Raw genomic sequence first — 1564 nt, 5'->3', positions numbered from 1 at the left:
CCCGGTCGCCCTGCCCCCGGTGGTCCGGCCAGCAGCTCCGTCAGGTCCTCCCGGCCCGTCACCTCCCTCCGCTCCCCGGTCACCGTCACGTCCGAGTTCAGTGCCCGCAGGGTCGTCAGCGCCGCCTCCACCTTCGGGCGGCCGAGGTCGGACTCCCGGTACAGGGGCTGGCGGTTGAGGTTGGAGAGCTCGACCACGTCCGGGTCGACGCAGTGGACGTGGCCCACCCCGGACGCGACCAGGGCCTGGGCCGCGTGGCCGCCCGTGCCGCCGACACCGATCAGGAGGACCCGGGCCCCGCGCAGCCGGAGCTGGGCGTCCCAGGGGCTGGCGCCCAGGGGCTGGCGCGCGGGGCGAGGTCCATCCAGCGGAGCAGGGGGACACCGCGGCTGTAGCGGTCCTCCTCGCGGGGCGGCACCGGCACGGACGCCCCGGCGTCGTCCACGAAACCGGCGGCCAGCAGGTCCGCCATCGCCTGGCGGGCGTCCGCGTCGGTCAGTGCGGGGTGCGCGCGCAGGACCTCGGCGACCACCTCCGACGGTCCCCGCGTCCCGTCCATCGCCTCGACGAGCGTCCACACCCAGCCCTGCGGGTCCGCGATCTCCGCGCCGATGCCGTGGATCACGCTGCCGACGCGGACGTTCCCGTCGACGGTGCGGTAGGCGCGGTGCTCGGGCTTGATCCGGGGGCGCCCGAACGACTCGACCGTCACCGCCGCCGTATCCGCCACCGGGGCCCCTCCCCTTTACACGTACACCTTCTTGACACTCTGACCCCATCGGCACAGCCTTGACAAGAGCGGTCAGCGATCGCTTCGGAAAGGTCAAATCCCGTACTGAAACGAGGAGTTGCGATGCCGACAAAGATCGTGATCCGCCCCTTGGACAAGAAGGAGACCACGGGGGACAGCGGCGGCAACGGCGGCAGTTGAGAGGAGCTCACATGACCGTCAAGATCGTGATTCGCCCGCTGGACAAGAAAGAGACCACTGGGGACAGTAATTCCCAGGGTGCTTGATCGGACCACCAGCGTTCGGAGGACCGGCGTGCGGACTTCGCTCTATCCGGCAGTCGACGAACTGGAGCGAAGGGCCCGCACGCTGGTCCGCGCCGCCCCCGGCCTGTTGCGGCTGGACCAGGTCGGCACGAGCCGGGCCGGCCGCCCGCTGTGGCTGCTGTCCGCCGGACACGGCGACCGCCACGTCCTGGCCGTCGCCGGCGCCCACGCCAACGAACCGGTCGGCGGGGCCTCGGCGTTGCGGCTCGCCGCGCTGTTCGCCGGCCGGCCCCGCGTGCTCGAAGCCCTCGGCTGCACCTGGCACTTCCTGCTCTGCCTCGACCCCGACGGGGCCGACCTCGCGCACGGCTGGCAGCCGGAGCAGCCGGACCCGGCACTGACGGAGTGTCACCGTTACTTCTACCGGCCCGCGTTCGCCCGCCAGCCGGAGTCCCTGCCCGTGCCGCCCGGCAGGCCGATGCCCGAGTCGGCCGCGCTTCTGCGGCTCCTCGACGAGCTGCGGCCCGTCGCCCAGTTCACCCTGCACGGCATCGAGTTCGGCGGCGCC

The 1564-nt window shown here is 72.7% G+C and carries 3 protein-coding genes; 1 reads left to right on the top strand and 2 read right to left on the bottom strand.

Annotation, left to right across the window (positions count from 1 at the left end; translation table 11 throughout):
- Both AOJ26_RS44785 and AOJ26_RS44780 read right to left on the bottom strand, forming a co-directional pair.
- The coding region (locus tag AOJ26_RS44785) for a HesA/MoeB/ThiF family protein (RefSeq protein ID WP_234358796.1) at positions 1 to 281 on the bottom strand (281 nt) is incomplete at its 3' end.
- Positions 281 to 730: a hypothetical protein gene (locus tag AOJ26_RS44780; protein ID WP_234358797.1), complete on the bottom strand. Its 450-nt coding sequence runs from the start codon at positions 728 to 730 to the stop codon at positions 281 to 283. The genes AOJ26_RS44785 and AOJ26_RS44780, both read right to left, overlap by 1 nt.
- 315 nt (positions 731 to 1045) lie before the next feature.
- Here AOJ26_RS44780 and AOJ26_RS39775 point away from each other — a divergent pair.
- Positions 1046 to 1564, top strand: a 519-nt coding sequence (locus tag AOJ26_RS39775; protein ID WP_267889457.1) for a M14 family zinc carboxypeptidase, incomplete at its 3' end; no start/stop codon positions are given.

The organism is Streptomyces sp. NRRL B-24085, from assembly GCF_001282115.1.
Classification (GTDB): domain Bacteria; phylum Actinomycetota; class Actinomycetes; order Streptomycetales; family Streptomycetaceae; genus Streptomyces.
Note: the sequence above shows the minus strand (reverse complement) of the source record. Positions and strands in the feature narration are given on the sequence as shown.